The following is a 26851-nucleotide window of genomic DNA, read 5'->3' as shown; positions in this document are numbered from 1 at the left end:
ACGAATCCTTAAAGGGGTTTCATTGGCCTGGATGCAAACAACGTTCTGCCATTGGCAGTCAGCGGATTAATACCCGAGCCGTTATCGCAGTACATCTGCAGGATGGACCGATTTCCTGGAAGAAAGCCGCCGAAGTTCGCACGGATGGGTTGGGTAGTCTGAATAATGTTTGTGCACGAAAACAGTGCATTGGCCAGCACATAGTCTTCGTAGCTTCCGGTCCACGGCATCTGCTGGCTGGGCGCGTAATAGCCAGTGCCCGTAATGGGGTTGCCGGTATTGGCAAAGGCGTTGGTTGACGGCTGGCTGTTCAACAGCGCTAGGTTGGCCGTGGTGACAAAAGTCCGATTGCCAATCGCATCTCGTACCGAAGCGCCATATGCCCCGGGCGGGGTAATTGGAGGCATATAGCTCGCACAAAACCAACGAATACGCTGCGGCTGAGACCATGATGGACCGTGAGCAGCGTTTCCATATTGAGCTAGCCTGAAACCGGTCCAGTTGCCAGGACTGCCGGCCACGCGGAATTTGCCGACCATCATATAGTCGTCAGCATTGATGAATATCAGCGGCCTTTCATAGGTAGTAATTGGCGCCGGGAATGTGTAGTAGTTATCACCTTCAATGTTCGGATTCCCGCCGCCAAATATCAGCGAAAACTTGCCTGAGTACCGAATAGACAAGACCTGATTGATCGAGTCGATCTGGGTCCGGACGTTGTTGTTGAAGGTCCGAATGCCGTATGAGCCAGGTGCAGAGAACGGCTCGCCACCCTGCGACAGAATCATCACCTGCCAAGTGAGGTTCTGCGGCTGCCGGAGCTGCAACTGACCGGGCGAATACCAGGCTTGCGGGGAAAACGTGTTCTCCCCGCGGTCCTCCAGGGTGTCAACGACCACGAACGACTGCGCCTGGATCTCGGGTATCGAAATGTACTGATCGAAGGCATCGTTTCCAGTTACCTGCAGCATCTTCAACGAGCGGATCGGTGTAATCGTCGTATCAAGGGTGACGACCCCAGACGCATCACGCGTCCGGAGCCCGTACTGAGCTGCCATCAGGTCATCCTCCCCACGGCCGTACGTTCAACGCCATTGGCGTCGTACACGTACAGCCCGCCGTTATTGAGCAGCGTCGAGCCGTTAGCGTCCTGCCCGCGGAGCGTGAATGTACCGGCTGCAAAATTGATCTCCAGCAGCGGCAGTCCTTGCGAGTTAAGCGCGGCTGATCGGATGGTCATACCGGCCACGATATTCTGGATGAACGCCGTGCTGATGAACGCCTGATTGAGAAACAATTGACCATTCTGGAAAACGAACAGATTTCCCTCTGCTCCATTAATCCCGTCGATGATCGCCACTCTCTGGGCGGACAACAGAATCTCGCCGATCTCGCCATCGCTTCCCTGAACAATGCCGGTGGCAACCTTCTTACCGTTGACGTTCGTTTCAGTTTTCCATGACGAGATCGCCGAAACTTTTCCGTCGACACCTGCAACAGTCTCGCTGACGATTTGTACTGACGCGCTGACTTCGCCGACCTGAGACTGTACGGTGTCAATTTTCTTGCCCGTGGCCACGCCATCCTCGACCCGGGCGGATTGCTCGGTCCAGACACCCACAAAGCTTCCCGTTGCCCCAGCCAGCCCGGACGTGTCTCCTTCCATCTCCGGATTCACCTGAACATAGAGCCCGTCAAGGCGCGAGGCCTGAGCGGTGATCGCAGTTCCTTGCTGGTTCACCGCGGTGTTGAGCTGACTGATCGCCGTGGCTTGGCCTGCAATCGCCCTGGACGAAGGCCCCGGTGAAAAATCGCTGGGTGCTGTTGCGGTACCGACCTGGCGTTCAACCATCAATGCATCGAGCCACGTTGTCCCTGCTGCTACTGGCTGGGGAATGAAGAAAAGCAGCAGCCCCCTATCAACCACCGCTGCAGGCATCGTGGCTACAAAGCTGTATCGACCAACACCAGCCGCAACCGAGACGTCAGAAAGGGTTGTCTCGATCGCAACACCCGCCGAGTTGGGCGCTCGAACCCTCACCCTGAGTACTTTCGCGACGTCGGATTTCACCGTGAATGACACGATGTACTTCACACCCGGCTCGACACGAAGGTTGTAGTCGGCTTGCGCCGATGCCATGTAGATGTGGCTTTGGCCACTTGCCGGTGACACGACCTTCAACATGGAGCCCGAGTAGGCACCCGCCTCCGCTTCCGTCGAGACAGTAATGCCTCCCGCCTTGTAGAACACAGGAACGGTTTCGCCGAAGGCGCAGTACTCGGCAGGAAGCAGGTTCGTCCCGCTCCCGCCGATACCGCCCACAGTGCTCTGCAATTGGGTCACTGCAGTGCCCTGGGCGTTGAGTGTGTTGCCCTGCTGAGCAACGGTCGAACCCAGCGACTGCAAAGCACTGTTGTCCGCCTTGCCAGCCACCGTATTGCCTAACTGGGTCAGTTGGCTGCTCTGACTGCTCAGGCCCTGCTCCGTTTGAGTGACGCGACCATCAAGCGACTGAGTAGCCGTCGCTTGGGAGTTCTCTTGGCCCGACCTTTTACGCACAACAGGAGAGGATAAGAAAACTTCCGCTGCATCCCCCAGCGACATACGGAACGTCATCGCCATACGGATACAGTCTGCGGGCACCGTCGCCTGCCCTGTCAGCTTGGTCCAGACACCTGCGGCGTTGGTAATTCGCACACCATCGCCCGACGCGGCAGCCCAGTTATGACCAACACTAACCCCCGCCCCGTCATAGAACTGAATCCACATCCCGTGTTGGCGAGCCACCGAACTGAAGGCGTACAGCTCAAAGTCGTAAACCTCCCCAGCCGTTACGGCGATCTGCGATGCGGCGCTGTTCTCCGGCGGGCGCACGTTGAGAGCCGAACTGAACCCGTAGTAAGTATTTCCGGTAGTCGTCGGAATTGTGGACTTGGTAACCCTTGCCGACGGCGCACCTACTGGCACCGATGCGTCATTGCGGGAAACCACCGTCACCGTGGGGTTGTTGATCAATCCATTGCTGTTAGCAAACGACGGATCGAGCAGTAAGTTTTCCCCGGCCACATTGCCCACGGACACCTTGATGCTGGTGATCTCAGCGCCCTGAGCGGTAATGCTGTTTCCCTGCTGCGTGACTTCGTTGCTCAGCGCCTGAACCGTCGAAGCCTCGGCCTTGGTCGCTACTTGGGCCAGTGCCGATGCTGCCGCCGCAGCTGCATCCGTTGCAGCTTTGTCGGTCACTGCCGCCCACGCCGAGCCGGTCCAGCGCTTCGGGGTGTTGGCGTTGCCGGTGGTGTCGATCCACAGGTTCTGTACCAGCCGGTCAACTGCTGCCGGAGTAGCCGACTGAATGATCACCTTGCCCTTCCCGCCCGCCAGCGCATTAGCCGCATCCGCCGCCTGCTGCGCTGTCGTGACGTTCTGGTTGGTGGTGGTCAGGCTGTTGTTCAAGCCAGTGAGGGCCTGGCCCTGGCTGGAGATCGTCCCTTCTGCCGCGGTCACCCGGGCGCCAATGCTATTGACTGTCGAGGCGTCCGCTTTGGTGTTGGCGACCGACAAGGCATTGGCCGCAGCCGCGGCCGCATCCGTGGCGACCTTGTCCGTGACCGCAACCCAGGTGGACCCATTCCAGCGTTTGGGCGTGTTGGCGTTGCCGGTAGTGTCAATCCACAGGTTTTGCGCCAGGCGATCAGCTGCGGCCGGAGTGGCCGACTGCGTCAGCACTTTGCCCTTCCCGCCCGCCAGATCCGCTGCAGCCTGCGCGGCGTTCTGCGCGGCAGTCACGTTGCCGTTGGTGACCGTCAGGCTCGACTGCACACCGTCGATCCGCTCGGATTGGGCGGTGAGCTTGCCGTCCTGCTCGGTGACCTTGGTTTCCACCGTGGTGACACGCGCAGCCACGCCGTTCGATTGGGACACCACCTGACCAACATCAATCCAGTAGGTGGCGTTCGGCGGGGCCTTGGCTCCGGTCAGGTCAGCAGGCACAGCAATCTTGGCCTGGTACAGACGATCGTTCAGGCGCGTCGAGGCGCCAGCAGAATAGGCCTTTTCCTTCTGGTACTCGGCCGATTTTGCGACCGTGCTCACTTGGTCGATCTGTTGCTGCAGGTCGACCTGCACCTCATCTACCTGGACCTTGACCTCCTCTACTCGCTGACTGACCGAACCCGGCAACGATGGCGGGCCATCAATCAAGTCGATGCGTTCCTGCAGCGCCGGGTACAGCGCACCCTCGGTGATCTTGTCCTTCAACGCATCCAGCATGTTGGCAACGTCAGTCGACGTGGATGCCACCACCTTTAGGAAAGCACTGACACCGTAAGCGTTCTTCGAGCGCACGAAGTAGGCGTAATTGGTAGCGAACGCCAACCCGGTATGCGTCAGAGTAAGCCCCTGCCCCAAGTAGTCCCCTTGAGTATCCTGAGGGTTGGTCGAGAAAAAGTATTCGTAGGTGCCACCATTCAGACCGTGCAGCGTGTTTCCCGGGATCAGCGTGATGGTGTCGATTGTGGCCTGTACTACGCACGACTCCGGGATCGGAGGGCCGTCGATGCTGACCGTGATGCTGGCTTCGCCTGAGCGGGTCAATGGGCCAAGGGCGGCCACACTCATTGTGTAGTTGCCCGAAGGCAGGCCGGACAGGGGGAGACGAGCAGCGGTTGCCGGAACCTGCTGAGCCCTAACCGCAGCGCTGCCCTGGCGCACAGTAACCGCATAGCCGGTGACAGTGCCTGCCGGTGGAGTCCACGACAGAACGCCTTGGACTACCTCGGCGGCATCCTCAGTCGACCACGTAAGTTTCGTTGGACTGCCCAGACCACCAGTCGGAAGGCTGATAAAGCCGATCGGGTTGTATGGCTGGCCCACGGCATCATCAAAGATTGCAGGCTCGTTCTGGGCGACTGACACATTGCAACCGGTTTCTGCGGCCATAGCCCAGTCGCTTACGATAAATTCGCCGACGATATTCAGCGAAGGCAGGTTGACCTTAACTGACCGGCCAGGCCGGCAGTTGTAGCCCACGAAGTTCATGGGGATGTTGAGGGTACCGCCCGCGCGGCGTCGACGTAGTTCGATGTTGGCCAGACGCTGTGCTTGGTATGGATCGCTCACGTAGGAAAACGACAAGGTCTCAGCAGCCTCGCCGCCATCCGCGACAACCCACGCGGCGACTGCAACTTCAGGGTAGTCGGTCTCGGCCCAAGCTTGAGATGGGTCGATGAAGGTACCGCGCACGGTATTGATAGCCGAATCGTTGGACGGCTCGGTACTACCGGTCACAGTGCCGATCACCATGTCCTCGGTGATCTCGAAGTCGTACGGCCCGTAGTAAGCACCAACCTGCAGCATCCATCGGCCGCCAACGCGGATCAGCTTACCGCCGCACGCAGCTTGCAGCTTTTGCATGACTTGGGTACGGGATTCGTCGGCGCCGATAACACAGCCCGACCGATAGCGCGGAGAGGTGCTGCCCTCCGGGTTGGAAACCATCTCATCGCAAACGCTGGCACTGTTGGCGAAGCTCGAAAAAACGATCTCGTCATCTGGCACGCCACAGCGGTTTCGCAAGAACCAGAGAATTTGTAGCGCGGTATTCTCGCTGTAGCCGATGAAACCGGTGCGCGGGTCGTAAATATCCCGGCGCCCACGAATCACAAAGCGGACATCAGGGATGCCGGAGGGATACTTTTCGGCGTTGAACTTGAATGACACCCGTACATAGGACAGGCCACGGCCAATCTGCGCGTCTCGCCAATCCGGACAGTTGGCTTTGAGGAAAGTGTTCACCTGGGCCGGGTCAACGATTAGCTCGTACGAGGCGTATTCGCCATACGACTCAATGACCTCTTCGCCAAGGAAAATGGCCTCCAGTCCATCAATCTCGCCCTCTGAAAGGACGTAGACCATATGCAGCCATTCGCCGTCAGTCTGGTCACCTGCCTGTTCTTGGCCCCAGGCCAATACACCACCAGTGCTCACACGCCCAAGGATGTATCGGGCCGAGGCTTTGGACGAGCGCAGAGTCTGACTGGACGGTTCGCCAGCTCGAAGAGAACCGGCGTTGAGTTTGTCCTGCTGTGAAGAGACATAGAATGCCAGAGCCGCGCCCGCCAGGGCGCCCCACGGGCCGCCCTGCACAAAGCCGATCGCGGCGCCTACGGCAACCTGGGCGACTTTTTTGACTGCCGAACTCATTCAACCCTCCAAACCGTTAACGGCTCACACTCAACCCGGCCAGCACCGTCAGGCGCCACCGACCAAAACTCATCAGCCCAGAACACCGCCACGCCCCGACCATTGGGGCCGTCATACAGTGCAACGTCGCCGCGCTGGATTAACCCTGGCTGCACGCGAGAAAAGCAGGCATCCCACGCGCCCTCCACAGAGCCGTGCAGTTTCTTCAGCAAACGCTTTGCGCCGGTCTCAGTGGAGTACTTGCCTCGGTAGGCATCGGCCGGATCGACCCCGCACACCGCGACCGCACAGTCAGCGGCGAATAGGCAGCAGTCAAATTCGCCCCATGAAAAAGGCCGCTCTGTGGCGGCCTTGATCGTGTTGGCGAGTTGAGTTGTCCAGTCGCGCTTTCGCATAGTCACTTCTCGTAGGTGAACTTCGGAGCATCCTTGGAGGCGCCCCAGTAAATGGGCCAATCGGCGATTTGCGCAATAGCGAAGAAGAATCGGTCATCTTGCCGGCGCGCACGGTGGTTTTCGTCAGTCCACCGCTCGGTGCCTGTTCGGTTCCACTCGGCCATGCGGTCAATAAGCGGGACTGTGATGCTGTTGCCGTCCTCACCATTGCCGGAGTAGGAAAACTTGGCGGCATCCATCCGGCCGCTGAAGAGGATGTCCGCAGCGTACGAACCGTCCTCGTCGAACACGACGAACATCAGCTTGCCCGCCCTACCACGGCACCCCTTGAGTGAGGTCTCGGTGATGATTTGGGCATCCAAGCCATTGAGCGTCAGTTCGACCGACATGGGCGAGCCTGAGTTACTACTTTCCTGCGACTGGCCCACGGCGCCGAACGTGCCGACGCCCTGGTATGTAATGCCGTCGATGACAAGCTCGCCAGTACCGGTGTGCGCGAAAACCATCCCATCTGGAAAGTCCAACTGGCAGGCATAGACCGCCATGAAGTTGCCCCTGGCGATGATGTCGACAACCGTCTGGCTGAAGGGAAAAACTCCAGCAGCCATCAGAACGCCTCCCGAAACTGGTAGCTGCCGTTCGATACAACGGGCTGGATGTTCCATTGGTTGGTGTCATCCATGCGCCGCATCTCACAGTAGGGATTCTTGTATTCGACTGGGCTGCCGGCAGGGATTGCCTTGCGAACCCGCTTGTTCACGTAGACCAGCGCTTTGCCCGCAGCGTCGCTGGAGGCCTTCTCCACCACCTCGAACATTTCGCCATTTATGGTGATGTGGTCCCCACGGCTGAATACCTGCCGACTGGCCGTCATTCCTTGCAGCTGCAGAAAGGTGGCCTGCGCATTGGCAAACAGAATGGTCGGAGCACCGATGTTGTCTGTCCGGGCCCGGGTGATCGACGGAATCTTCACCGTGCCAAACATGCCGTGCAGACGCCCCAGCAGCGATGTCAGCTCGCGCTCGTCCTCCTCGTACAGAACGCCGAAGCTCAGCGTGCACATCCAATAGGAACCTGGCAGCGCCACGATCTGCTGCGCATTCGAAAGAGACGAAGTGAACGCCCGGTTGTTGTAGACGATCCCCCAGGTGACCTCGGTGGGCTCCAGAGATTCGGGCCATTCAAGCGCCATTGGGTAACTCCAAGAAAAAACCCGCCGGAGCGGGCTGTGGGGTTGTCACCTGCGCTCTAGTAATTGCCGCGCAGCACCATTGGTTTTGAGGTCGCGCAGCATCAGTTGGTAACCGTCCTGTGCGCCCTGCTCCGCCGCCTTGCGAACGTCGGCCAGGGTGGCGGCGTCGGCTTTGCCTGACACCTGGATGTGCTGGGTGATACCACCAAAGGTGATCGAAGCCTCGCCACCTCCACCGCCAGCATTAGCCGCCATTACGCCTAGAGAGCCATCCGGCCCTCGGTGGAGCGGCAGAATTGCTTCCGGGCCCGCCTCAGCGAAGACCCCTGCGCCTTTGGCAAAGGCAAACAATTGCGGACTGTCGTAAACCTGGCCTGAGTAGGAGGACAGGCTCGGTGAGTCGTAGACGCCGCCCTTTGCGTTCGCGACCAATGAACCTTCGCTGAACCCGGTCATCGTCCCCTTCCCCAGGGCTGCGCCCCCGCCGCCCAAGAAGCCGAACGCCGAGCTGAGAAAGCCAGCAGCTGCTTGGCGAACCTGGATTCGAATCAAGTCCTCGATGATCGCATCCGCAAAATCCTTGAACGAAAGCTTGCCGGTCTTCACAAACTCGACGATCCCATCCTCAAGATTGCCAAAGGCGTTGGTGAACAGTTCCTGAGTCTGGCCTGCCACGTCAGCAGCACTGTCGAGATAGTTTTCCAGCGCCGCCGTAGCGCCATTCGACCAGCTCGACTGCGCCTCATCGACACGCTGGAAGTAGTTCTGCTGTGCTGAGAGGCGCTTGTTGAGCTCGTCGGTGAGTACCTGCGTTTCCTGTTGGTACAGCTCCGGGCTGATCTGCCCGATGTTTCGCTGTTCGTTCAGCGCATTCAGGTCTTCGACGTACTTCTGCTGCAACGCAAGCTCGGCTCGCATTCGATCGCGGGCCTTATCACCCCTGCCGATACCGGCCAGCTCCTGGTCATACCCATTGATTGCAGTCTGGGTGCCAGTAGCCTGGGCTGCCTTGAATGCACTGAGCTTCAGGGCGTCCTCGTTGGCCTTCTTGATCTTGTTCAGCCCATCCAGCTCGGCGGCCATCTCGAGCAGACGCTTCTGCTGAGCCTTGGACAGGTTGCCAAGCTTGCCCTCCTGCAACTCGAAGGAAAGCTTGGCCACCTCAGTGGCATCCTTCTGCTTGTCGCCCGTGGTGTTGATCAGCTCGATTTGGCGCTTGTAGCCCTCCTCGACTGAGTCGAAGTCTTTGAGCTGCTTCTTGGCTGCCTGCTCGGACTCTGAAGCGCCCTCGCGCCTGGACTTGTTGGCCTTGTCGTTGGCCTTCTTCTGCGCCTCGACCGCATTTGCTGCCGACAGGATCGCCAGGCGGTCAGCTTCCGTGAGGTCGGCGTTTTCCGCAATGTGGCGGTTCGCTATTTTGAGGGCATCACCGTTATCCTGAAGCCCGGCCAGCTGCTTCTGCAGCGTCTCAAGATACGTCTGGCCTGCACTGCTCATACCCGCCTTCGCGGCGTTATTGGCATGGGTCGATGCAGTGTTTTCCGCAGTAACCCCGGTGAGGACGCGCAGTGTCTCGGCGATCAGGCTCGAGCGCTGGTCAGCATCACTGACAGCACCAGCCTGGGTGATCCACTTCTGCACCGTTCCGGACGGCAGCTGCAGTTGCTCGCCGACCTCCCGGAGGATGGGCGACAGATCGGCACCCGCTGCACGGGCCTCGCTCAGCTGGCTGACAATCTCCTGATAGGCGCGCAACTGCTGGTTGTACTGCCCTCCAGAGTCCCTAGCCGGGGCAGTGACCGTCGCCGACCGTATCGACTGGGCGAGGTCGCCATAAGCGTCCTTAACCTTGTCCGTGGCGCTAATCTGCTCCTGCTGCCACTTCACCAGCGATGCTTCGCGCTGATCCTTGTTGAGCTTTGCGAACTCCTCTCTCAGCTGAGAGACTGGCTTGTGCAGGTCGTCAAGGCTTACCCCGGCCTTGTCTGCGTTGTCGCTCAGCAGCAGGAAGCTGGCCGCTGCGGTACCGGCCAATACCGCCAGGCCCATCGGCCCACCCAGCGCCGCAAGCAGCCCGCCGGTCTGGATTCGTGTCAGGTTGGCCTGGGCGATGGCTAACGCATCGGTTGACGCCTTTAGCGCTGCCTGTTTGGGGATTAGCTGCGTCTGGACCAGCGAAAGCCTCTGCATCCCACTGGCTGCAGCCACCGATGCCTGGGCCTGCTGCAACTGAGCTTGGGCGTAGATTCGCTGAGCGTCCGCGGCGCGTAGCGCGGCACGCGCATTTTCGACCTCGGCCGCGCGCTGAGCCAGCGCAGCCTGCAGCGCCAACCCTGACTTGGCCGCATAGTTGGTCAGCGCAGCTGCGCCAGCACCTGCCATCGCAGCCGCCACCAAGTTAACGTTGTCGGCCAGCAGGAGCAGCACCTTTGACAGTCCGCCCACTGCTCCGGTGCGATCCTCTAGGTTTCCAAGAAAAGTTCCGACGGCAGTGCTGATGTTAGTCAGGGCATCCTGAACGCTGGTCGACATGTCAGCCGCCGCCTTGCGGTTCACCTCAACGGTTCGCAGCAGGCCGGTATTGAGGTCGTCGAGCGAAAGCTTGCCCTCTACGCCAAGTTTGCGAATCTCGTCCGCGCTCTTGCCGGTTGCGCTGGCAATCGCCTGCACGATGGTAGGCATTGCGCTCTGGATGGAGATCCAACCATCGGCCTCTACCTTTCCTGTCTGGAGCGCCTTGGAATAGGCATCCAGCGCTGAGCCTGCTTTATCAGCTGAGGCCGCGTTGGTCACCAGAAGGAAGCTGAAGCTATCGGTGATATCGAGCGTCTGCTGGGTGTTGAGCCCAAGATTGCGCATCACATCAGCCGTGCGGATGTACAGCTCCTGCGCCTCCGCCAGGGGGCGATATGTCTCCTGAGCCGTGCGCAGAAGATGCTCCTGCACCATCTGGTACTCGCCTGAGCTGCCGGCAGCGGCCTTCATCCGATCGGACATCTGCCCGTATGCATCAACTTGCTTGATAATCCCGCCGACAAGCCCAGCTCCAGCAACAGCAGCAAAAGCCCCACGGATCAGAGAGCCGGCTTGTTCAGCTGCGGCGCCAGCTCTGTCGAACGCAGAGTCAACTTGAGCCAGGTTGCGGTCGATGGACTGCGCTGTTCGTCCAACCAACTGATCGGCATGGGCCAGCTCGCGGCGCAACTGAGCGGTGGTAGCCTCGATCTGGACCAGCATCCCTTGGATTTGTTGATCAGCCATAGTCTCTCCACAAAAAAGCCTGACGCTAGGTCAGGCTTCGGAAATCACATAACGCAGACGTTGTTAGTTCGAGGTTATAACCACCTCACCTTTCCAATCGGTGTCAAAGATACAAGCTGCGCGCCAGTTCGATTTGGTTCCAATCGCATTAGTTTCTTGGAAACCGAGAAGAAGTCGCACATTGCCGTTTTGCGCTTTATAGTAGTTAGAATCTGAAAATTCACTAAAGTCCAACAGACTCCTATCCGGATACTTATCAGACACTAGCTCCTTACACTTTTTGATAGCGTCAACTCTGCCTATGGCTTTTTCGGAATCAGGGCGCACCGATGCCCCCCGAGAAATATCACTGCTCGTTACTTCATAGCGCTCGCCTGACTCACAGTCAACCATAAATCGAAGATTATCCAGCGAGCTCTCTCTTCGCATAAAGAGTACGCTAGCAACACGCTGGCACTTTCTAGCCACTAACTCGGCCGCATCGTTCTTTTCTTGATTAACCCTAGAAATAACATCCTTAAACTTCCCATAGGTCGGATCTGATTTATCACTGCCGATTATTATGGAGTTATCTGGATAGTCCTTCATGATCCAATCAGCTATGGTTCCAACTTTTTGCGCTGCGGGCTGGGTGGCGGACTTGCCAGAGTCATCTCCACCCCCGCAGCCAGACAGCATCAATAGTGCGCCGGCATAGATCCATTCACGCATAAAGTTCTCCCTTCGAAAAGCGGAAGGGTATCAAAGTCCGGCCAAGCACTAGTGCGCTTTTCTCCCAGTCAGCGCCTGCCGCAGCTTGTCCGCTACGGTCGAAGCCTTGGGCTTCTCCTTCGGGCCCGCTGCCTTTCCGCTGCCGAATGGGTTGGTCATTTGCGTCCATTCGATCCGGGCATCCAGGGCCAGGAACAACTCAGGGAGCGGTGTGCGCCAGGCCGCCCGGGGTGACCAACCAAGCCAGCCCGTAGCAATCGCAAACAGCCGGTCAACGTAGCTGCCGTCCTCGACGACGCTTACGCCTTCCCGGCTGCCGCGTTTCCCTTGTCGGCTCCCCGAGGGTTGTACAGCGCCGCCAGGTAGGCATTCACCTGAGTCGACACTTCGAGCACACCAGCCTGCCAGACCTTCTCAGGGATGGCTTCGGCCGCCTTGCCCTCCAGGCCGGCGCCGGCGGCGATGATGATCGCGACACCATCCACACTCAGGGCGGTGATCACCTGCGACGCACCGCGCAGGCCGCCAAAGCGAGCCTCAATTGCGCGCACTGCCTTGAGAGTCGGCACCAGGTCGAATGACTCCTCACCCACCTGTACGGTAAAAGTGCCGTGCAAAGTCTTGTTCATGGATTACTTCCTGTGAAGCCGGGGCCGGAGCCCCGCGCGTTATGGGGTGACCGGGGCCGGGATCAGCTCGAGGATGTCGGAGTTGATGCCGATGGTGACGTTGCGACGAACAACGTTATCGGCGCTGCCTGCAGCAACGGTGTTGTTCATCACCTTGCCACGGAAGTAGAACGTGGTCGGGTTGATCACAGGGTTGGCATCAGGATCGCCGTCGTTCAGGGTGATCTTGATGTTGTAGTCGCCCTTGCTGCGGTCCTTGTGCGCGCCCTTCAGGGCTACCTGGCCGGCGTCGCCGTTGTCCAGGCCGACAGCTACGGTCAGGTCGCCAGCATCGGCGGTGCCTTTGTACTTGCGCACCCGGCCATCGCGCAGCGAAGTGAAGGTAACGCTGCTGAAGGTATCGCCGAACTCGCCAAGGTCTTCGACCTCGCCAATATCGACGTAGGTATCAGCCTTGTACTCGGTTTCGGTGTCAGCACCAGTTTTGCCGCCGAGCGCGATCCGGCAACCGGCAGCTGTATTGAGATTGTCTTCGGCCATGGGGGTTCCTCCAAAGGCACATTGGATAAAAGCCGCAGCGCGGCCGGTGTTGGGTTCAGTGGGTGGTGATCACGCGAACCGTGATCGAGCCCTGGTAGGTAATGCCGTCGGCGTCTCGCTGGGCATCAACCTGCTCGACGCGGACAGACACCGCTCGGCCGGTGGCCAGCGGCAGTCTGCGCTCGTCCAGGGCATTGATGATCTCGCCGTTGATGCGCTTGACCTCGGCCTGACCGATAGCATCGGACCACACCGAGAGATAGATCAGGCGTTGCTCGCGCTTGCGCCCCGCGATCGGGCGAATGTTCGACGAGACTTCCCGGTCAATGGAGACATAGGGCTTCGGAGTGTTCATCGGCGCGCCGTCGAATACGGGGCAACTGACTTCAGCCTCAAGCCGCGCAAACAGTGCCTCTTGAAGGGCAACGGATGGATCAGCCATTGCCTACCCCCTGACTTGCCTTACGAAGCGTGCGGGTGATCGCCGCCTCGATCTCCGCCAGAACGAACTCCCGGTTGACCTGCATCGCAGGCCGGAGCCAAGGATGTGCCGGCCTGGCCGGAATGTCCGGGTACTTGCCGAAGAAGGTTGTGCCGTCGCTCTTGTTCTTCGTATCGCGGCGCCCGAGCCGGTTCTTGCCGCTGAGCTTCGAGCGGTCCCGATTGGTGGTGTGCGAACCCGACACGGCATTGATGTCCGTGCGGTGGTACAGCTTGCCGGAGTAACCTTTTGTGCCGTACTCGATGAAGCGCAGGTAAAAGTAACGCTGATTGTTGAGCTTGCCACGCAAACCAACCTCGGCGTTCAGACCGCTAGACGAGACAAACGCCGTCAGCGCTGCTGCTGCATCTCCCGTGTCCTTGGGTACCAGGTCCTTCATCGTTTGCAGCACTCGGTCAGCGGCCTCCTGCATTGCAGGCTTCAGCTCGTTATCCATGTTCTTGTGGATATTGCGCAGAAGCCGTCGAAGCTTGAAGTCGCCGGACATCCTGGAGCGGCGAGCGGCCATGGATTACTCCTTAGCCGTTTCGACTTTGGCTGGCTTTTCGGCCTTCTCGGTGACTTCCTCGGCATAGCCTCGGGCAACCAGGCCCTTGCCATACGCTTTGTCCACCTCGAACTCTTCGCCCTTCACGCGATCGCCAGAAGCGCCGGAGAGCGGGCCCAGTGCACGAATCTTCATTGGGTGTACCTCATGGATTAGAAACGGTGGAACACAGCAGGCGCATCATGGTGCGGTCGTTATCAAGCAATGGGGCCTCGACCTTGTAGGTCACGCCGCCTTCGCTGAGTCGCCAGCCCGCTACGATGTCCGCCCGGGGCCTGATGCGGATCTCCGCACTGATAACCGCCTGTAGTTGCTCGGCGAATGGAGCGACACGGCCGGTCGGCATGGTGATTTCCGCCCAGACCTTTCCGGCGTCCAGCCAGGTCTCGATGGCACCACCGGACGCGTTCTTCTGTCGGTGCGGCTTCGTCACCACGCACCGATGCTTCAGCGGGCCTGCCCTCATATGTTCACCCAGCGATGCGGCTTCCACAGCGCGTTGGTGGCCATGGGGAGTTCGGCGGTGATCGTTCCGATAACGACAGTCTCGCGACTTGCGTACCAGTGCCCGATCAACAGAAGGGCGCCCTGCCGAATGGCCTTGGTGATTTTCAAGGCATTACCAACTGGGTCAGGCAGCGCGGCACCTTCCTCGATCAGTGTGCGATTGGTCCAGAGCTCGAAGGTGCTCAGGGCTGCGTCCGTGTAGCCCTGAATCAAAACGTCCTCTTCGTCACCATCCACCCGGAGATGCGCCTTCACGCTCACCAGATCAATCATTTTTCGGGACCAGCGCCTTCAGCTCTTCCTTCTTCGCGCCAGGGTCGAACGCGATGCCTTTGGCGGCCAGCCACTTTTTAAGCTCTGGCACGCTCATCTTGAATGGGTCGACCTCAGCGCGGCCTTGCCCATCGAGATAGGTGGCCACCCCCAAATGCTCAACAGCCACCAGCGCACAGCGATCGGAGACGTCGTGTTCGCCGACCGGGATCTCAACCACCTCGTTGCCACCCTCGGCGAACTTGAACGGCGTTTCTACGGAAATAATCGGCATAAATACTCCAGTGGATGGGCGCCCGTAGGCGCCCACACAGTCAGGCCGCGCTCAGGGTGAGGACCTTGATCGCCTGGGAATCGACGAGCATGCCGCCGACGCGCTTGGTGGTGTAGAAGCCCACGTAGGGCTTGTTGGTGTAGGGGTCGCGCAGCACACGGGTACCGATGCGGTCCACGATGGTGTAGCCGCGCTGGAAGTCGCCGAAAGAGATGGCGTTGGCGTCGGCGGCGACGTCAGGCACGTCCTCGTTCTCCACAATGCCGTAGCCCAGCAAGGTGGACGGCTTGTCAGCTTCGAGGCCCGGGCGCCACAGGTAGTTGCCCTGACTGTCCTTCAGCTTACGGACATAGGCGACGGTCAGGTTGGTCATCATGAAGCGGGCATTGGCGCGATAGCCTGCTTTCAGCGAGTGGATCAGATCAATGATCTTGTCGCCATTGAAGCCGCCGGCGGTGCCTGAGATCAGTTTCTGCAGCTTACCGAACGCACGGGTCTTGTCGTCGTCCAGAACAAGATCGTAAGCCAAGAAGCCTTTAGGCTTGTTGACACCATCTCCACTGGTAAAAGCGGCGCCTTCCTTCTCGGAGAACTCGCGAGCCACCTCAGCATTCAGCCAGGCCTCGGCATTGAAGAAGATGTCGTCCAGGCTGGTCTGGGTGGCCTGCGGGTTGGCGTAGATCTCGCCCATGAACGCGGCAATCTGACCCAAAGTCGGGGTTCCGGTCGCAGGGCGCGCAGAGGTCTCGCCGACCCAGCCAGAGCCAGCGCCGCCCAAGCTGACCAGGCGCTTGTAGTCTGGGGTACCGACAGTGATCTGGTTACACACCTGGCGCATCGGCGAAGTGTCTTTCAGCAGTTCAATGATGCTGCGGTCCAGTTCTTCCGGCACCGCGTAGCCGCCATCGGCATCGTTACCGATCTGCAAGGCTTTCGCCTGGAGGTCGCCCAGGCCGGTATCGATGCCCTTGCGGACGAACTGCATGAACGCGGTCTTGTGCTCGCTGGCAGCCTTGGTGCCGGTGCCGTCGGGACGCTTCAGGTCGGCCAGCTCCTTTTCCAGCGCCGACTTCAGCGAGTCGAGGTCGCCCAGCTTTTCGCTCAGGGTGTCGACCTGGCCAGAGAGCTTGCCCTTCTCCTCCTCCAGCCCTTCGATGCGTTTGTCGTTGGTCTTCTTGAACTCGTCGAACTTACGGCCCAGGGCTTCGGCGACGTCATCGATGTCTTTCTTTTCAACAGCCATGAGAGGCTCCTTACATTTTGTCCAAAAGGGATTTCAGTGATTGAAGTGCGTCGTCGGCACCCGCCTCTCGCGGTGAAACTGCGCCGTAGCCCTTGGCCATGAAGGCCTTGGCTTGGGAGCCGGAAAACCCTACCTCTCGCAGGGCTCGCTCCACTTTGCTGGGCGGCGGGGTTTCCCCGCGCTCCAGCAGAGATTTCACATCAGTGACATAAGCCGCCTCGTTCATGGCGAACGTAACCACCGACACTTCCCACAGGGTGATCTTCTTGAGCAGGTAGGCGCCCTTGACGCTGTCCCACTCCCAATCATCGAGCGTGTAGCCGATAGATAAACCGGTCACGCTGCGAGCCTTCATGTGGGCATAGGCCCGGCGAGCGAGCGGATCGTCATCGATCAGCAACTGGCCTTTTACATACAGGCCCTTCTCATCCTCCTTCATGTCGGTGTGAGGGCCGATGGGCTCGTGGGTCTTGTGCTGCCAAAGAACCGGCGGCAATTTGTTCTTGCCCTTCCACTCGATCAGCGAATCGGTAAAGGCGCCAGGCATGACGATATCGGAGCCATGATCCTTGACCCCGAACACGGAGCCATACCCCTCGAACTCGCCGGCCTCGGACAGCGCCTTGAGCTCAAAGGGGACACGCATTTTCTTAAGCACTGTTGCCGCCCTCCGGCTTGGTGGTCATGTTCATTGGGGTCAAGTAGATGTCGCCACCTTCGCGGGGGTTCTCATCCTCCAGCTCTCGGCAATCATTGGGGCTCAAAATCCCCCACTGGATACCCTTGCCATAGGATTCGTAGCGCCCCTTGAGGTCGCCTCGCATCAGGGCCCCGGCGTTGAATTTGGCGTAATGGTTTAGGCGGTCTTTCTCGTTGAGCAGGCCAACCTGAATGCGGTGCTCGATGCGGGTCATGATCGGAACCAGGGAATAGTTCACGAAGCTCATGCCCATGTGTTCGATGTTGTTGAGCGTCATCTTCTCCATACTCGCCACCAGGTGCGGCGGAACACGGTACAAGCCGCAGATCTGCGACTCGGTCAGCTTCTTCGACTCGATGAACTGGGTGTCCTGGGCATTCAGGCTGATCGGTTTCCAGTCCAGCCCCATCTCCAGGATCATCGGCTTATAGGCGTTCGCCACGCCCATGTGCTCGCCCTGGAACTCGGTCTTGAGTCGGCCAAAAGCTTCCTCGGTCAGCTTCTGCTCAGTGCGCAGCACCCCGCTGGTAACCGCGCCATTGGTGAAGAGTTTCGCCGCGTGGGCGTCCATGGCCTGGCCAAGGCCGAGGGCCTGGCGTGCGTAGGCGATTGGGTTGAGACCGTTCAGACCGTCCAGCGTGAACAACCGGACGTGCCAAACTTCCTTCTGCGTGAGGGTTCGCGGGCCGCTCTTGAAGTCCACCTTGTACTCAACCGTCCAGTCGTCCTTGAGCTTGGGCTGAACGATGTCCGGATTGAGTGGAAGCAACTCCACCACGTTGCCGAGGGCTTCGACCTTATAGGCGTAGAAGTTGCCGCGCAGGCAGAGGCAGGCCACGAGCATCTCCCAGAACTCCTGGGCAGTCATATAGCCATTGGGGGCCATCGACAGCAGCGGGAACAGACGGTGATCATCTGCAGGAAGCCGAACCCTGCCGGTCTGCTTGAACAGCCTGCACGGCAGCATGCCGATTGACTCGGCCAACACGCGAACACAGTTGAACACTACCAGCTGCTGCATGGCGCTGGTGGTCGTTACCCGCTGCCCCGATGCGCTTTCGTATCCGGCACCGAGTGCTTGCGCAAGCTTCTCCGGCGTATCGATGATCTGCGGGTCGCTCTTTCTACCAAGGAGAGCCCGGAGCATTAGCTACCCCCTCGACGGATCGCATAGATCGATAACGCCATCAGGATCACGCCACATACAGATAGCGATACGGCTTCACCGAAGCCGACCCACAGGCCACGCGCAAGCAGCCCGAAGCCGATCAATCCAACTGCATCCGGCAAACTTTCGCGCAGGCGAACAAGGACCGATGCCCCTTCATTAAGGAGCACTTCGTCTTCAGGGGTCATAGGGTTCTGATTCCGTATTTTGAAATGTGGTCAGAGAGGCTGCTTACAACCTCTGGCGTATCGCTGCTTGCGGCCACGGCCATTGCGAGGGCAACCATTCCATCAATTCGGCCGCTGGCCTTCGCCTTGGTAAACTTGCGCCCACCGGCCGGATCACTAACCGCTACGGCGTTTGCTGCGCACATCGACAGCACTGGATGCATGCCATGACGGAGCTTCTTGGCCAGCAGACGTGACTCCAACTCCCGCAGCGCTGGCGACATGCTGACGAAGCCCTGACCAAACTCCTTGAACTTGGCCAGTTCTTCCTCGCTGAAGCCCGCTCGCTCCAGCCAAGGCCTGAGGAACCGCATGTTGTACCGGTCGAAGTTGAGGCACTGAACCTCATAACGGTCGAACACCCCGCGTAGGAACTCGGCAACAAACTCGTACTCGATCGCACGGCCCGGAGTCGTCTGCAAGAAACCGTCTCTGGCCCACTGGTCATAAGGTACGCGGTCGTTTCGAGACTTCTCGGCCAGGCCTTCCTCTGGCAACCAGAATGTCGATTCAACATCGCCTTGTTCGCCCACCAGGATCAGTGCTGTCAGGTCGCTCACACTGGAAAGATCGAGACCTCCATAGACCGCCTGCCCCTCCAGGCAATCTGGCGCGGAACCGTTCTCCTGCCAAATTGCCCGGGGAATAAACGGACTACGCGCCTCCACCCGCTGGTTGAGAATCAGGTTCCGATAGGCTGGCTCTCGACTGGGCAACCGCTTGGCGTCCGAAGCCTGGCGGAACACCTCATCCTTGTTCATGAAGTCGTCAAAGTGCGGGTTTGCCTGACGTATCGCCTCCTCGCTGAACGGGTCCATGTCCATCGATGCCGTGCAAAGCTCGACCTTGTTTCGCGGATCGGCGCCTGTCAGGGCGTCGTCGATTAGCAAGCTGAGCAGGTCGGCGTCTGTCGGAGCCTGCGTACTGATGATGATCGATAGCGGCTGCTCCTGGGCGGCGCTGGCGGTCTCCAGCGCTTCGTACAGTTGCGACCGAGGCCCGATCACCTGCCCCAATTCGTCATGGATGACCAGCGCCGGGCTGAGCCCGAACTTGGTTGCCGCATCAGCGCTCAGCGCCTTGTAAAAAGTACCCAGCTCGCCGCAAAGCAGTTCCTTGGCCGTATCCCGAATGTTCACGTACTCGGATAAATCCGGGCTCATCCTGACGACTTTGGCCGCCAGCTCAAAGAGGATTGCCGCCTGGTCTCGCGACTGCGCTGCGCTGTAAAGCTGGGAGTTGGGCCGGGCTTCCGGACCACACAGGTGCAGCAACAAGATGAATGCTGACAGGGCGGTCTTAGCGTTCTTCCGCGCCATCGAAAGTATGAAGGTGCGGGTCGGCGTATCGTAGATCCGCTTGATCCACTTCTTCTGGTGCTTGGTCAGCTTCACTCGCTGACCAACAAGGCGACCTTCGGGGATGCAGCAGAAGTCTTCGATCCACTTTATGTTCCGCTCGCCCCGGCTCAGTCGTCGCTTGACTGCCATGGCTTGCGTCCCTTCTGTGTGGCTACCGCCTTGTCCGCCCGGACCAGGCTTTGCTGGGTGAGGCGCATCGAACGCAGCAGCGCATTCATAGCGCGGGTCTCGCGCTCGAGCATTGCACCAAGCTTGTCGAAGCGCTTCAGGCCTTCATCCTCGAGAAGCCATTCCGGCTCAAACTCTTCGACCTGTTGAGCAATGAGGTCTGATTGCACTTTGTGCCGGCAGAACTGCACCAGCATCGAGGAGTGCTCGGGACCGAACCAATCCGCAGGCCTGGCATTGACAATCTGGACCCACTCGGCCTTCTGTGCCGGGGTCAACTGAAAGGGAGGTGCCAGCCGATTGTCGATCCCAACCGGCGACGCGACAGCCATGGAGGCAACTGATTTTTTGCCTCGAACTGCCATCGGTTTTTTCCAAAAATTCTACGGATTAATGAGAGAAGAGGGTCGAGGGCGGTCCTATCCAGCGGAGTCGCCGCATTTTGACTCCCCCCTGGGGTACTGGCGTGCCGCAACGGGCCTGCGACGTGCCTCAACCGACATTCCAGTGGTGATTCGGATCGAGCGGTACTCCCGACAGGTCGTGCCCAACCAGGTGACCGGTCTTCTCCAGCCGTTGCTTGATCGAGTCATGGCAGTGCTTGCACAGCGACTGCAGGTTGGTGGCATCGAAGAACAACGACTCGACGCCCTTGTGAGGCTTGATGTGGTCGACGGTGTTGGCTGCTGTCACTCGCCCCAGCGCAGTGCACAACCGACACAGGGGCTCAGCCTGAAGCTGATGCCAGCGCAACCGATACCAGCGCTTGGTCTTGTACAGGTGATGCCAGGATGAGCCGGTAGCCATCAGCCCTCAACCTTGCGGCTCATGAACCGGTCGGAGTAATCGCGCAGCTTCTCTACCCCGATGAAGCCGACCATGCAGCCGGCGAAGACCGAGAGATTGGGAGGAAGCGCAAAATACTCCAGCACCGGCAGCAGGCTGATGGCGATCAGGCTACAGATTGCACCCTCAAGGACAATCTTGCGCCCTCGACCGCCGCCATAGATCACTCGGCACATGGCCACGGCAGCGGCTATGACACCGGTGGTCAGCTGGGGCTGGTGCGCAACCAGCCAGGCGATCGCAGCGGCCCAAAGGCCAGGATCTTTCTCAGGCATAAGGGCCATTCCGGTTCCTCCCTCTCGGGGAGTGATGAATAAAAAAGCCCGCTCAAGGCGGGCTCAATAATCGCGTCAACAGTCAGAAGACCCGACCCACGTCGTAACTCTTTTTGAGTTCATTGACGATTGCAGTGCAAACACCTTCATATGCGTGGTCGGCTTCTTCTGTCGCACCGACTAAGAACGAACCATCGAAGTCTCGGCTAGAGAACTCATATCCACCCTGCCTAGCAATCACTTCTAGCTGGAAAACATGGTGCGTTTTAGGGTACTGATCTGGTGCGTTTTCAAGCGTAATCGCAACCGAGAAGGCCATAACGCCATCGATGCTGCTGAGTTCATGACGCCCCTTCTCCTCGAAGTGTTGAGGCGACCCCGAACCCATGCGGACATAATTCATAACAACGCCGTCTTTGGGGTTAACCCAGTGCGGCGAATCCAAACCCAAATAGTTCTGAAGGGCACCTACAAGCCGCTGAGCTCGATCTGAAAGACGATTCAGCTGCTCCATGCGAGCCGCATTGTACTCAGCACGCCAGTGCGATAACTCTTTAAAAACCGACATTTCTAATCTCCACATTAAGGAGATGTCAAACTGCCATACAGAGCATGGTTTATCCACAAAAAAGCCCGACGCAGTGCCCGGGCTTTTTCTGATCGACTCTCATAACGCGCAAGATCGACATGATGGTGTTAATTTACGATCATTCCGCCATCATGGTCAAGCAGCATCGATGAATATTTCTTCCCGGTCGAAAATCTCGGTGGCGTGCACCACGGCGGCCTCCTCTAAGACCTCCAGGCATTTGCCGATCCCGGTCTTCCAACGACGGCGCGTCGACTCCGGCTTACCCTCCACATCCCAGGTGTTCATGTCGTAGAACTCAGGCGGCAGCACGATCATGTCAGTGGACCGCTTGCCGACCTGCATCCCGCGCAACTTAGGAATGGCCCAAGCGGTGACCGCTTTGTAGATGAACAGCTGAGGCGCCGGCGAGCTCATGCGACTGATAAGGCGACCGATCGCGGCAACCTTGTTGGCCTTATGCGTCGAATACTTAGCAATCAACACATCCCACTGAGCAGGTGCCAGCTCACGATGCAGCAGCGCATGCAGGCAGCAGTCATAGTCAAACTTGTCGCGGACCGAGATGGTGCTGGCAGTACCACCCGAGCGCAGGCCGGCATCGATCAGCTTTTGCCAGTGCTGCTTGGTTGAGTTGTCGATGTTGTCGGCAGCCAGTACACGGACCAGCGTGCTCATTACGTCTTTATAGATACCCATGTCCTTCCCCCTCAATCTCCAGTGAAGTTGGTACCGCCGCCCCCGCGCCGATTACCGTCCAGATACAGCGCCTCCGGCCCAGTGACCCGAGGGTTCTTCAATTCGTTGATGTGTCGCTGCGCGACCTGCAGGCGCAGGCTTAATTGGGTGACCAGCTCTTCCAGTGGCAGAGCCTCCCCGGTCACTGCAGCTACCCAGCCCGATGCGTTGCAGCCAGTGCAGGCCAGCTCATAAAACATGCTCTTGGTGACCGCCTTCCCCTTGCACGCCGGGCACTGAGCCAGCTCGATCGCTTCCTTCTTGAAGGCTGGGCCGTGACTCTTCTTCACTGAGCCTCCATCAACTGCTTGTGGACTTGATAGATGTCATCACCGTCCAAGCACTCAGGCTGATGACGAACCCGGTACGCGTCACCAGTGCGCATCTTTACCTCCAGCTCCCGATATCCGTTACTGCTGGCAATGAACACTGCGCTGACATCAACAGGATTCACGGCGAGGCGCGTGCGCTTGCAAAGCAAAACCATCATTTCAAATCCTCGCCAGTTACAAATGCGGTTAGGTCGCTCGACGCCAAGTCCTGTGCGGCCTGTGGCGAATTCTGCGAATTTTCAAATAAGGCCTTGGTAAGGCGGTGGATGGCTACGAAGCCAACTTGATCAAGCCAGGCATGCCACTTCTCCAGGGCGGCCCGACGCTGCTGCATGGCCTGGGTGTGGATGTAGGTGCTGGCGATCTTGCCCAGCGTGTGGTTCAGCAGCATCTCGCCGATGTGGCCGTCGATGCCGAGGTCGGTCCAAGTGCTGCGGGATACCTTGCGCAGGTCGTGGCTGGTCCACTCGCCCTGCCCCAGGCGGGTGAACACGGCACTGGCCTGGGTCTCGCTCAACGACAGGCCGCGACGGTTCGGAAACAGGTAGACGCCCTCGTAGCCCTGGCCCTGCTGAATAGCCCGGTACCGAACCAGCAGTGCCTCGACCTGGGCGGTCAGTGGCAGGCGGTGCTCGGTACGGGTCTTGGTGTTCGCCGCCGGGATGAACCACTCGGCCGCCGCCAGAGAGATATCGTTCCAGCGCGCCATGCGGGTCTCGCCGATCCGGGAGCCGTGGGCCAGCATCATCAGGGCCAGCATGGCGTCACCGGGGGCCGCCTCGAAGGCTTGGGCCAGCTGCTGCATCAGCTCGGGTAACTGCACGTCGCGCAGGCGGGCCGCCTTGGGCAGGATCTTGGCCTTGGTGAAGTCGTTGAAGCGCATCCCAGCCATTGGGTTGCGGTCGATCAGCCCCAATTGCAGGGCCAGGCGGAAAGCAGTCAGGAGCAGCGCGAACATCTGCCGCAGGTAGGACAGCGACACCTCGGCCTGGCACGGCCACATCAGGTGCTTGTCCAGCGCGTCGGCAGTAACATCGGTCAGGGCCAGGTCATCCAGCCGTGGCTTCAGGTGCTGGGCAATGGCGGACCGCGCACCGGCCTTGCGCTTCACCGACAGCGAGCGGTCGCGGGCCATTCGGCTACCGTACCAGTCGAGCAGCTGGCCCACGGTGCCCATGCCCGAGGCGACCGGCGCGGTGGCCGGGTCGCGCATCAAGCGCTGACGCAGCGCGGGCAATTCGGCCAGCACCGCCGCCACACCCAGTTCCGGCCAGCGCGCAATCGGCACCCACTTCTTGCCGCGCACCAGGTGCCAGGTGCCGCGATCGCGGTTACTCCAGAAGCGCAGGTACAGACCGGGGTGACGCGGGTCGCGCAGGTCGCGCACCGACTTGTCGGCGGCCTGGCGGCGCACCTCGGCCTCGCTCAGTTTCACTTCTCGGGTTGCACTCATGCGGCCACCGTGGCGGGCAGGAACAGGTAGGCTCGAATGGCCTCGACCGCGTCGATGTTGCCCCGGCACACGATGGCCAGGTAGTTCTCGCTCGTCAGTAGCTGCAGAAAGGCATCCTGGCTGGGCGATACCGGCGCATCGAACGGCGGCTTGGCCTTGAACTCGATGTACAGGCCGAAGTAACCGCCGCGTGCCATGGGCAGCACCAGGTCAGGTACGCCGGCCTTGACGCCCTGCCCCTTCAGCTTGGCGGCCACGGCCTTGACCCGATGCCCACCGTTCGGGACGTGGTAGATCAACTTGTAGGCCTGGGGAAAGCGGATCTGCAACTCTTTCATCAGCGCGGCCTGCTCCTGCCCCTCGCGATCGACGGGCTTGGCTCGGGTCTTCTTGCCGGGGAACAGCTTTGGTTTGCACGGGGTCACAGATGGTCGTCTCCATAGAGATCAATGACAGTGAAGGTGGATGGCCACATGCGCAGGCCATGGATGCGCGCTGACTCCTCGTCGCGGTACAGGCCAACGGGCGGGTGTGGTTGGCTGGTGAGATCCAGACGATGCCCGCAGGCGTAAAGGGCCCAGCGGTATTCGGTGAGATCGGGCGACATCAACATCGGATCGGCCATCAGAAGCGATCCTTGTTGGCGTAGCGGCGAGACAGCGGGGTTACCTTCTCGGGTTGCGCCTTGGGTGGTGGCACCCACCCTGCCGCCAGGTTTTCAAAGCGGTTGTACTGCCCCAGGAACGCGGTGCGCACGGTACCGGTCTCCACGTCACGACCCTTGCCGATGATGATCTCGGCAATACCCTTGGCTTCGGTGTTTTCGTGGTAGACCTCGTCGCGGTACACGAAGAGGATCACGTCCGCGTCTTGCTCGATGGCGCCAGACTCGCGCAAGTCGGACGGCACCGGACGCTTGTTGGGGCGCTCTTCGCACTTGCGCGAGAGCTGACTGAGCAGCACCACCGGGATTCCGAGTTCCTTGGCCAGCAGTTTGCAGCCGCGGCTGATGCTGCTGACTTCCTCGGTGCGGTTGCCGCCGTCACCTTCGATGAGCTGCAAGTAGTCGATCATCAGCAGGTCCAGGCCGTAACGCATCTTGTGCCGGCGGGCCATGGAACGAATGCGGCCAATCGACGAGCCGGCCTTGTCGGCGATGTACAGCGGTGCGAACTTGATGGCGCCCGCAGCGGCAGAAAGTTCGGTACCGTGGTCTTGGCAGGCGGTTCCGTTTTTGACCAAGTTCAGCGGGATTCGCCCTTCGGACGCGACCAAGCGATCAATGAGTTGACCCTTGTTCATCTCTAGGCTGATAACCAGCGATGACTTCTTCTGCCGGATCGAGGCCTCGCCGACGAACCCCATGGCCAAGGTTGTCTTGCCCATGGCTGGACGCCCAGCAACCACGTACAGGTTATCGGGCTGCAGGCCGCCCAGCTTGTCGTCCAGGTCCTTCAAACCGGTGGAAATACCAATGAGGGTTTCGCCGCGTGCGTGTCGGTCGTGCCTCTCCTGCCAGACGTCAATCTGGTCGGCCATCACATCGCCCGCCTTGACGATGTCGTCATCGCCCGCGCCGCAGTCGATCGACATGGCAGCAGCCTGGACTGCTGCGATCTTAGCCTGGACGTCCTCCGTGCCTTGAGCAATTTCCATGGCCTGCTCGCCGAGGCTGTACAGCGCCCGCTCAATCGCCCTTTCCCGGACAAGGCCTGCATAAGTCTTAGCGCTGGCCACGCTCGGTGTGTTGTTCACAATCTCGGCGCAGTAACCCAGGGCGCGGTCGCCATTCGGCAGGCTGCCGATCTGCTCGCCAACGGTCAGGAAGTCCACAGCTTTGCCCATAGCCCGGACAGCTATGATTCCCCGGAACACTTCGGCGTTTTCGACGAAGTAGAACGACTCTGGCGAAAGATCGTCGCTCAGGGTGTCGATCAGCTCGGGGCGAATCATCATCGCACCCAGAAGGCCATGCTCGGCCTCGATGCTGTACGGATCACGCATGGTAATTTCCCTCTACCACCTTGACGAAGTTGGTCGGCGCGACAAGCCAGTCGAAGTTGCAGCGGAATGGCTTGTTGTCTCGGCCCCCTACCCGGCCCATCAGCCAATCGCTGGCCTGGACCATGCCGAAGAAGTCACGCCAGAAATCGAGATCCTGGTGGACAGGGCTCTCAGCCCACCGAGCTTGAATCTTCGACTTGCGGTCCTTGTTGACCAGGACAACGCGAGGCAGCTCTGGCAGGAGCTCGTTGAACAACTCCACGATCTTGTCGACCGGTGCCGTTTTCGATTCGTCGCGAGTGCTCGCGGAAGATCCTGACGGTTCCTTGATGGTTCCCTTACGGTTCTGGGGGCATTTAATGCCGGGGTGTGGGGCATCTGTTGCCGGGGTGTGGGGCATTTGCTGCCGGGGTACCTCGGCATCTGCTGCCGGGGGGCATTTGCTGCCGGGGTCATAGCTGTAAGGGCTAACGGTGTACCAGGTCGAACGCCCGGCCCGCATGTGCGCAGTGAGAATCTTGGCCTCCTCAAGCCAGCGCAGCGCGTAACGAACAGAGCGCTCTGTAAGGCAGGTCCGCTCAGCAATACGAGCCACCGACGGCCAGCAAACTCCCTCGTCGTTTGAGTTGTCTGCCAACGAAATCAACACTGCCTTCTGTGCTGGGGTCATCCCCTGCAAAGGCCAACAAGCGCTCATTACGATAGTGCTCACAC

32 protein-coding genes and 1 pseudogene are annotated in these 26851 nt (G+C 59.6%); all 33 read right to left on the bottom strand.

Translation table 11 applies throughout. The features are described 5' to 3' along the window. Window positions 1-8 precede the first annotated feature (8 nt). Window positions 9-1058: a hypothetical protein gene (locus U9R80_RS08820; RefSeq protein WP_301843445.1), complete on the bottom strand. Its 1050-nt coding sequence runs from the start codon at window positions 1056-1058 to the stop codon at window positions 9-11. Further along, window positions 1058-3505: a phage tail tip fiber protein gene (locus U9R80_RS27295; RefSeq protein ID WP_442964966.1), complete on the bottom strand. Its 2448-nt coding sequence runs from the start codon at window positions 3503-3505 to the stop codon at window positions 1058-1060. The genes U9R80_RS08820 and U9R80_RS27295 overlap by 1 nt, the downstream gene beginning before the upstream one ends. Before the next feature lie 618 nt (window positions 3506-4123). Further along, a pseudogene (locus tag U9R80_RS27290) lies at window positions 4124-6202 on the bottom strand (phage tail tip protein J-related protein); the annotation flags it as partial. Next, on the bottom strand, window positions 6199-6597 hold the full coding sequence (locus U9R80_RS08810) for a DUF6950 family protein (RefSeq protein ID WP_301843313.1): 399 nt from the start codon (window positions 6595-6597) through the stop codon (window positions 6199-6201). The pseudogene U9R80_RS27290 and the gene U9R80_RS08810, both read right to left, overlap by 4 nt. Window positions 6598-6599: 2 nt before the next feature. Further along, entirely contained in the window at window positions 6600-7205 is a 606-nt protein-coding gene (locus tag U9R80_RS08805; RefSeq protein ID WP_301843312.1) for a hypothetical protein, read from the bottom strand. After that, window positions 7205-7789, bottom strand: coding sequence for a hypothetical protein (locus tag U9R80_RS08800; RefSeq protein ID WP_301843311.1), 585 nt, complete (start codon window positions 7787-7789; stop codon window positions 7205-7207). Before U9R80_RS08800 ends, U9R80_RS08805 begins: the two co-directional genes overlap by 1 nt. Before the next feature lie 45 nt (window positions 7790-7834). Further along, entirely contained in the window at window positions 7835-11050 is a 3216-nt protein-coding gene (locus tag U9R80_RS08795) for a phage tail tape measure protein (RefSeq protein ID WP_301843310.1), read from the bottom strand. Window positions 11051-11113: 63 nt separating this feature from the next. Beyond that, window positions 11114-11761, bottom strand: coding sequence for a hypothetical protein (locus tag U9R80_RS08790; protein ID WP_301843309.1), 648 nt, complete (start codon window positions 11759-11761; stop codon window positions 11114-11116). A 299-nt stretch (window positions 11762-12060) separates the two neighbouring features. Beyond that, entirely contained in the window at window positions 12061-12390 is a 330-nt protein-coding gene (locus U9R80_RS08780) for a hypothetical protein (RefSeq protein ID WP_301843308.1), read from the bottom strand. 39 nt (window positions 12391-12429) lie between these two features. Then, entirely contained in the window at window positions 12430-12930 is a 501-nt protein-coding gene (locus U9R80_RS08775; RefSeq protein WP_301843307.1) for a hypothetical protein, read from the bottom strand. 55 nt (window positions 12931-12985) lie between these two features. Continuing rightward, window positions 12986-13372, bottom strand: coding sequence for a DUF3168 domain-containing protein (locus U9R80_RS08770; RefSeq protein ID WP_301843306.1), 387 nt, complete (start codon window positions 13370-13372; stop codon window positions 12986-12988). After that, a complete protein-coding gene (locus tag U9R80_RS08765) occupies window positions 13365-13940 on the bottom strand; it encodes an HK97-gp10 family putative phage morphogenesis protein (protein ID WP_301843305.1) in 576 nt (191 codons plus the stop codon). The genes U9R80_RS08770 and U9R80_RS08765 overlap by 8 nt, the downstream gene beginning before the upstream one ends. Window positions 13941-13943: 3 nt before the next feature. Further along, window positions 13944-14114 (bottom strand): hypothetical protein, encoded by a 171-nt coding sequence (locus U9R80_RS08760; RefSeq protein WP_301843304.1) that lies wholly within the window; start codon window positions 14112-14114, stop codon window positions 13944-13946. 10 nt (window positions 14115-14124) lie between these two features. After that, window positions 14125-14445 (bottom strand): phage head closure protein, encoded by a 321-nt coding sequence (locus tag U9R80_RS08755; protein WP_301843315.1) that lies wholly within the window; start codon window positions 14443-14445, stop codon window positions 14125-14127. Beyond that, entirely contained in the window at window positions 14442-14759 is a 318-nt protein-coding gene (locus tag U9R80_RS08750; protein ID WP_301843303.1) for a head-tail connector protein, read from the bottom strand. The genes U9R80_RS08755 and U9R80_RS08750 overlap by 4 nt, the downstream gene beginning before the upstream one ends. Next, entirely contained in the window at window positions 14752-15033 is a 282-nt protein-coding gene (locus U9R80_RS08745; RefSeq protein WP_301843302.1) for a HeH/LEM domain-containing protein, read from the bottom strand. The genes U9R80_RS08750 and U9R80_RS08745 overlap by 8 nt, the downstream gene beginning before the upstream one ends. A gap of 40 nt (window positions 15034-15073) precedes the next feature. Next, window positions 15074-16276 (bottom strand): phage major capsid protein, encoded by a 1203-nt coding sequence (locus U9R80_RS08740; protein WP_301843299.1) that lies wholly within the window; start codon window positions 16274-16276, stop codon window positions 15074-15076. Window positions 16277-16286: 10 nt separating this feature from the next. Next, window positions 16287-16934, bottom strand: a complete 648-nt coding sequence (locus tag U9R80_RS08735) for an HK97 family phage prohead protease (RefSeq protein WP_301843297.1) — start codon at window positions 16932-16934, stop codon at window positions 16287-16289. Further along, on the bottom strand, window positions 16927-18123 hold the full coding sequence (locus U9R80_RS08730) for a phage portal protein (RefSeq protein ID WP_301843295.1): 1197 nt from the start codon (window positions 18121-18123) through the stop codon (window positions 16927-16929). Before U9R80_RS08730 ends, U9R80_RS08735 begins: the two co-directional genes overlap by 8 nt. After that, complete coding sequence (locus U9R80_RS08725) at window positions 18123-18332, bottom strand: hypothetical protein (protein ID WP_301843293.1); 210 nt, start codon at window positions 18330-18332, stop codon at window positions 18123-18125. The genes U9R80_RS08730 and U9R80_RS08725 overlap by 1 nt, the downstream gene beginning before the upstream one ends. Further along, on the bottom strand, window positions 18329-19861 hold the full coding sequence (locus U9R80_RS08720; protein ID WP_301843291.1) for a terminase TerL endonuclease subunit: 1533 nt from the start codon (window positions 19859-19861) through the stop codon (window positions 18329-18331). The genes U9R80_RS08725 and U9R80_RS08720 overlap by 4 nt, the downstream gene beginning before the upstream one ends. After that, window positions 19840-20232 carry a hypothetical protein gene (locus tag U9R80_RS08715; protein ID WP_324804818.1) on the bottom strand — a complete coding sequence of 131 codons (393 nt, stop codon included), beginning with the start codon at window positions 20230-20232 and terminating at the stop codon, window positions 19840-19842. The genes U9R80_RS08720 and U9R80_RS08715 overlap by 22 nt, the downstream gene beginning before the upstream one ends. 160 nt (window positions 20233-20392) lie before the next feature. Then, window positions 20393-20707, bottom strand: coding sequence for an HNH endonuclease (locus U9R80_RS08710; protein ID WP_301843288.1), 315 nt, complete (start codon window positions 20705-20707; stop codon window positions 20393-20395). After that, window positions 20707-21030, bottom strand: coding sequence for a phage holin, lambda family (locus U9R80_RS08705; protein WP_301843286.1), 324 nt, complete (start codon window positions 21028-21030; stop codon window positions 20707-20709). The genes U9R80_RS08710 and U9R80_RS08705 overlap by 1 nt, the downstream gene beginning before the upstream one ends. 73 nt (window positions 21031-21103) lie before the next feature. Continuing rightward, window positions 21104-21589 carry a hypothetical protein gene (locus tag U9R80_RS08700; RefSeq protein WP_301843285.1) on the bottom strand — a complete coding sequence of 162 codons (486 nt, stop codon included), beginning with the start codon at window positions 21587-21589 and terminating at the stop codon, window positions 21104-21106. Between the two features lie 156 nt (window positions 21590-21745). Beyond that, the gene (locus tag U9R80_RS08695; protein WP_301843283.1) at window positions 21746-22309 is read right to left on the bottom strand and encodes a hypothetical protein; all 564 of its coding nucleotides are present in this window, start codon (window positions 22307-22309) and stop codon (window positions 21746-21748) included. An 11-nt stretch (window positions 22310-22320) separates the two neighbouring features. Further along, entirely contained in the window at window positions 22321-22638 is a 318-nt protein-coding gene (locus U9R80_RS08690; RefSeq protein WP_301843281.1) for a hypothetical protein, read from the bottom strand. Next, on the bottom strand, window positions 22635-22838 hold the full coding sequence (locus tag U9R80_RS08685; protein ID WP_301843279.1) for a hypothetical protein: 204 nt from the start codon (window positions 22836-22838) through the stop codon (window positions 22635-22637). Before U9R80_RS08685 ends, U9R80_RS08690 begins: the two co-directional genes overlap by 4 nt. Further along, the gene (locus U9R80_RS08680; RefSeq protein ID WP_301843278.1) at window positions 22835-24133 is read right to left on the bottom strand and encodes a tyrosine-type recombinase/integrase; all 1299 of its coding nucleotides are present in this window, start codon (window positions 24131-24133) and stop codon (window positions 22835-22837) included. The genes U9R80_RS08685 and U9R80_RS08680 overlap by 4 nt, the downstream gene beginning before the upstream one ends. Then, the gene (locus U9R80_RS08675) at window positions 24130-24558 is read right to left on the bottom strand and encodes a VRR-NUC domain-containing protein (RefSeq protein WP_301843275.1); all 429 of its coding nucleotides are present in this window, start codon (window positions 24556-24558) and stop codon (window positions 24130-24132) included. Before U9R80_RS08675 ends, U9R80_RS08680 begins: the two co-directional genes overlap by 4 nt. Then, on the bottom strand, window positions 24555-24758 hold the full coding sequence (locus tag U9R80_RS08670) for a hypothetical protein (RefSeq protein WP_301843274.1): 204 nt from the start codon (window positions 24756-24758) through the stop codon (window positions 24555-24557). Before U9R80_RS08670 ends, U9R80_RS08675 begins: the two co-directional genes overlap by 4 nt. Next, window positions 24758-26137: a replicative DNA helicase gene (gene dnaB, locus U9R80_RS08665; protein WP_301843272.1), complete on the bottom strand. Its 1380-nt coding sequence runs from the start codon at window positions 26135-26137 to the stop codon at window positions 24758-24760. Before dnaB ends, U9R80_RS08670 begins: the two co-directional genes overlap by 1 nt. Further along, a complete protein-coding gene (locus U9R80_RS08660; RefSeq protein ID WP_301843271.1) occupies window positions 26130-26849 on the bottom strand; it encodes a helix-turn-helix domain-containing protein in 720 nt (239 codons plus the stop codon). Before U9R80_RS08660 ends, dnaB begins: the two co-directional genes overlap by 8 nt. Between the last annotated feature and the right edge of the window lie 2 nt (window positions 26850-26851).

The sequence above is a fragment of the Pseudomonas sp. JQ170C genome (genome assembly GCF_035581345.1).
GTDB lineage: Bacteria > Pseudomonadota > Gammaproteobacteria > Pseudomonadales > Pseudomonadaceae > Aquipseudomonas.
The sequence above is the reverse complement of the archived record's forward strand: the minus strand, read 5'-3'. Positions and strand labels throughout refer to the sequence as shown.